This window comes from Desulfomarina sp. (genome assembly GCF_054039375.1).
In genome coordinates, this window is sequence record NZ_JBPLBA010000007.1 from 1 (window position 1) to 5,252 (window position 5,252).

At 46.4% G+C, this 5,252-nt stretch carries 3 protein-coding genes; 1 reads left to right on the forward strand and 2 read right to left on the reverse strand.

Annotated features, from left to right (window positions below; genetic code table 11):
- The coding region (locus ACXLDX_RS00280) for a hypothetical protein (RefSeq protein ID WP_457575183.1) at positions 1–230 on the forward strand (230 nt) is incomplete at its 5' end.
- A 38-nt stretch (positions 231–268) separates the two neighbouring features.
- On the opposite strand, the gene ACXLDX_RS00285 is transcribed toward ACXLDX_RS00280, so the two are convergent.
- Positions 269–1,126 (reverse strand): HDOD domain-containing protein, encoded by an 858-nt coding sequence (locus tag ACXLDX_RS00285; protein ID WP_457575184.1) that lies wholly within the window; start codon positions 1,124–1,126, stop codon positions 269–271.
- Positions 1,123–5,202: an EAL domain-containing protein gene (locus ACXLDX_RS00290; RefSeq protein WP_457575185.1), complete on the reverse strand. Its 4,080-nt coding sequence runs from the start codon at positions 5,200–5,202 to the stop codon at positions 1,123–1,125. The genes ACXLDX_RS00285 and ACXLDX_RS00290 overlap by 4 nt, the downstream gene beginning before the upstream one ends.
- Positions 5,203–5,252 lie beyond the last annotated feature (50 nt).

Consider the following 5,252-nt stretch of genomic DNA (forward strand, 5'->3'; position numbering starts at 1 on the left):
TTCATGCCAATAATAAAAAACATAAAAACCGGTTTGATCCCGGGAACCTTATGTTGCTTATTTATGTAACAGTCGTGTTGTTTTTTCTTCTTTTCGGTGGGTTGAGTCATGTGGAGGCAGAAGAACGCCCTCTCTCCGGTGAATTGCAATTGGTATCACCTGTGACGGTATGGGGAACCGTTGACAATATGCTGTTTTATCGGGAAGTGTTTTTCAGTATTAACCGGTGATAGATCCAGGGTACCCAAGGGTGCCTCAATAATGGGGATCAGTGACCGATCAGGATAGTCGCCGATTGATGAATCCGTTCAAGCTGTTCCCATAAATAATCAAAAATTTTTTCTGCATCAACAGGTTTAATTCCCAGGATTTCCAATGGATCAAATGGAGGAGACCATTTGAGGTTGAGTTCAGTCGCTGTTACCATGGAAACTGCCACACCCACCAGGAGAGACATTTCCCATCCTTTGTTTCTGTAGTCTTTATTCTCATGAAATTCCATTGTCTGGGGCAGGGGGTCAGGCAGACACCACAGTTTCCCGAGATAACCACCCGCTTCCCTGTACCCTGCACCTGTCTGTTCTTTCAGGGTTTGATTTATCGATATATTCTGGTCGGACTGATGTAAACGAAGCGCAAGGGCAGTAGCTTGTGGAAGCTGGTGGGCCATCCACAGTAAACCCAGATTATGCAGAATTCCAGCGGTTCTGGCACTTTTCAGTAAGTCCTTTCCAGGCCTTGCGACAGTCAGGTTGAAAGTTGTTTCAGCCACTGCCATTGCCCGAACCCAATATTTATGAACATCAAAAGGGGGGCAGCGACCAGGATCAAAAGGGGCCGAAACAGCAAGAGAAATGCTGATACTCTTAACAACACCAAAACCAAGTCTGGCACAGGCTTCGTCAAGTTCAGTTATCTTTCTGATTGGTGCTGACCATGCCGAATTTGCAAGGGAGATAAGCCTGATGACAATCGTGGGGAAGTTCTGCAGTATTTCCGCAATCCTACTATAATCCAGAGCTTCATCTTCAAAGGCAGTCAGAAGGGTTGATACGGAAGAGGGTAAGACAGGAAGCTGTGCCCTGTTTAAAGTTTGCAGAACTGGATTGTTATCGGCAGTATTCATGAAAATTCCCTGGTGACTGGAACATTGGTCGAATTTTCCGTGATAATTTTTCTGAAATCTTTTTTTATCATGGCCGGAATTTCTTCAGGAAATAAAGGTTCACTGAAGTAAAAGCCCTGGACAATTTCACAGCCGATTCCTCTTAAAACAAGGAGTTGTTCCTTGTTTTCAACACCTTCTGCAATGACTGTGTTTCCAAGGGCCTGGGCTGCGCCGATAATAGTACCGAGCAGGATTGATGAATCCGTATCTTCCATCATATCAACGATAAACAGACGATCTATTTTCAGGCAGTCTATGGGCAGATTTTTCAAAGAGGCGAGGGATGAATAGCCGGTTCCAAAATCATCAATAGCAATTTTTATTCCCATTTCTCTTAATTGCTCAAACATCGTTATGTTTCCGTCCAGATTCTGAACGACACTTTCTGTGATCTCAAGTTCGAGCAATTCGGCTGGAACACCGGTTTTTTGAAGAATCTCATGGACGGTATCATAAAGTTCCGGTTCGCGGAAATGGATGGGAGAGATATTCACGGCTATTTTGAAATCAGAAATTCCCTTCTGTCTCCACCGTGATACCTGGCAGCAGGCCGTTTCCAGTACCCAGTTTTCCAGAGAATTTATTATACCTATTCTCTCGGCCACCCTGATAAAATCGTCGGGTGGAACCAGGCCCAGGTCGGGATGTCGCCAGCGGACAAGGGCTTCCACTCCCGCCAGGCGGCCTTTGACAATATCTATCTGGGGCTGGTAATGCAGTTCAAACTGGTCCCGGTCAATAGCTGATCGAAGTTCCTGTTCAAGCCATAAACGTTTTTCCGCCTGAAGTGTCATTTCCGGTTGATAAAAAGCATAACGATGTCTGCCTCCGGCCTTGGCCGAGTACATGGCACTGTCTGCTGCTTTCAAAAGTGTCTGCTGATTTTCCCCGTCTTCGGGGAAGTGTGCAATGCCGATACTGCAGCGGGGGCGCAATTCTCTCGCATTCAACATCAATGGTCTGTTTATTTCTTCAAGGCACCGGTTTGCTACATCCGCAGCGACATATTGATCATTGACATGATCAACCAGTATACAGAATTCGTCACCGGAAAGACGGGCGACAAAATCAGTATCCCTTAAAATCATTTCAAGTCTTTCAGCAATTTTTTTCAGCAGTTCATCACCGGCATCATGACCCAGGCTGTCATTTACATCCTTGAAACCATCAAGGTCAAGGTAGACAAGAGCAAAACGATCGCCCCTGCGTTTTGCCGCTTTGATGATATCTTCCATATGTTTATAAAAATAGGCCCGGCTTGCTAGTCCGGTCAGTTCATCGGTGTAGGCGAGTTGTCTGATTCGTTTCTGTGTTGCAAGCTGTTGGGTGATGTCCTGTACAGTCCCCAGGATAATCTGTCTGTTATTCGGCGTATAGCCTATTTCCTGATGTACAGTCATGGCAGTACGGTTATTGACAACAAGTCTGTACTCGGCTGGTTGCGGCTGGTCACCTTCCGCAGTAGAAATGATGATGCTGTGAACATATTCCCGGTCTTCGGGGTGGATTTGTCCTATAAAATCTTTCAGGGTATGCTGCTTGAAATTTTCAGGATGGCCCATCATTTCAGCCAGATTGTCTGAGACTGTCAGTTGGTCCGACAGGGCATCCCAGCGCCAGAAGCCAAACCCCGCAATACGCTGGGCACTGGCCAGTTGTTCCTGGTTTTCCAGCAGGTTTCGGGCATTGTTGCTGGCACGGAGCTGGAATTTGATCTGTTGAAGCAGGATGGGATAATTCACAGGTTTAACAACGAAACCCGATGCCCCCGATTCAAAAGCCATATCGACGGATTTACTGTCTTCAAGTCCGGTAACCATCAATACCTGGAGGTTGCGGATCTCTTCCATTTCGTGCAGCCTGCGACATACTTCAAAACCACTCATTCCTTCCATTAAAGCATCAAGCAGTACGATATCCGGTATAAACTGTTTGGCCATTGCCAGGGCATCCTCGCCATTTTCAGCTTCAAAAACGGTATATCCGGCAGCAGTCAACGCCCTGGATGTGGTCAGACGAAAAAAGGGATCATCATCCACCAGAAGAATTTGTCCATCCAGTGTGGGGGCTGGAGGCAAGACCATATTTTCTTCATTTTCCGAAATAGTGATATATTCTTTCTTTAAGGCATCTGTTACCCGTTCCAGCAGGTTTTCAATATGAGACACAAGAGTCAACACGCGGGAGGAATCAGTACTTTCAGAAATGGTTTCCAGTTCTGCGTAATATTTCGACAGTTCAACAGCACCCAGGGTTGCGCAACTTGATTTCAGGCGGTGGGCAAGTTTCTTGAGTTCATTTTTCCTGTTATGTTTTGCTGCTTCTTTGATTGCAGCTATATCCATGGGAGAATGCTTAAGGAAAGTATTTATTGCCTTTGAGAGAATATCATGCCCCGTCTTTTTTTTCAGGTCCCGTAGTTGTTGAAGTGCAGACGAATCCAGCAGGTTACCAGAGCTGTCTGAAGTGGAACAGGTATGTTCTTCTGGTGTTTCATCAGGAAAAGAAATAAGCCACTGGCACAGTATTTCAGCAAGCTGCCGACGACTGAACGGTTTACTCAGGTACGCATTCATTCCCGAGGTGAGACACTGTTGAACAATTCTTTTCTGGACGTCTGCTGTCAGAGCAATAATGGGTACAGGATCTCTGTTTTCTTCCTGTTCAATCCTGCGAATTTTTTCTGTTGCACTGAAGCCGTCCATTTCAGGCATATGGCAATCCATCAGAATGAGATCATAATGGTGGTTACTCCACGCAGTCAGTACCTGCAGCCCGTTTTCAGCAAGATCTGCTGTGCAGCCTAATGCTGAGAGCATTCCCATGGCAACATCCTGGTTGACCTCATTGTCCTCGGCAAGAAGGATTTTTCCCTGGAGATAAGTCTGTTTCAACGTGGTATTTTCCTTCATTGACACCGTATGCTTGTGTGATCGAGAACAGTGAGGTGAAAGAACGGGGAGCACGATGGAAAAGCGGAAACAGGAACCTTTACCTGGTGTGCTTATGAGGTCAAGGGTGCCATTCATCATTTCTACCAACCGTTTTGCAATCGCAAGGCCCAGGCCTGTTCCTCCGTGTCGCCGGGTTATGGTGTTGTCCCCCTGGCTGAACGCATCGAAGATGTTCATTTGCTGTTCCGGCAATATTCCCGGGCCGGTATCCGAGACTTCAAAGAGTATTTTCTGTTTTTCATCCCGGGCTGACAGTATGGCAGCTTTGAGTTTTATTTTTCCCTGTTCGGTAAATTTAACAGCATTCCCGAGTAAATTGATAAGGATCTGCCGCAGCTTTACCGAATCACCCGTAACCTGCTCCGGCAACTCCTCAGGGAGATCAAGCTCCAGCTTCAGACCTTTGTAATGTGCCTGTCCGGCAACAAGTTCCAGAGTGTCTTCAAGAAGAGTTCGCAGTTGAAAATCTTCCAGGTTCAACTGCAGTTTGTTCGCTTCAATTTTGGAGAAATCAAGAATATCGTTTATGATATCCAGCAGGTTTTTCGCCGAACGGTGTGCCGTGTCAGCCAGGCGGCGGGCACGAACGTCAAGGTCACTGTCCAGAAGCAGTTCAGTCATGCCTAAAACCCCGTTCATGGGAGTACGGATTTCATGACTCATTGTTGCGAGAAAATCACTTTTGGCTCTGCTGGCCGCTTCCGCTACCTCCCGGGCCTTTTCTGCTGCTTCTTTTGCCTCCACCAGGTTACGGGTTCGTTCCCTGACTTTTTCTTCAAGTTCATGCCGGTAAGAGGTCAGGATGTTATCTCTTTCCTGGATCTGTCCCAGCATATCATTGAAATTTTCTATGATTGTAGCAATTTCATCGTTGTTTTCAGGCTTCAGGCGGAGGCTGAAATCCTGAGTGTCTGAGACTTTCTGCATACCATGCAATAAATCGGAAATGGGAGTGGATATGCGTTGCTGCAGGTAGTTTGACAGCAGAGATACACCGCCCATGATGAATGACCAGAGCAGCGAGGTGATTCCCAGGAACTTCAGAATTCTGTCATATAGGGGTTGCAGGCTGGTATCCATATGGATAGACCCGAGAAATTCTCCTTTAAAGTATATGGGGCGATATGTAT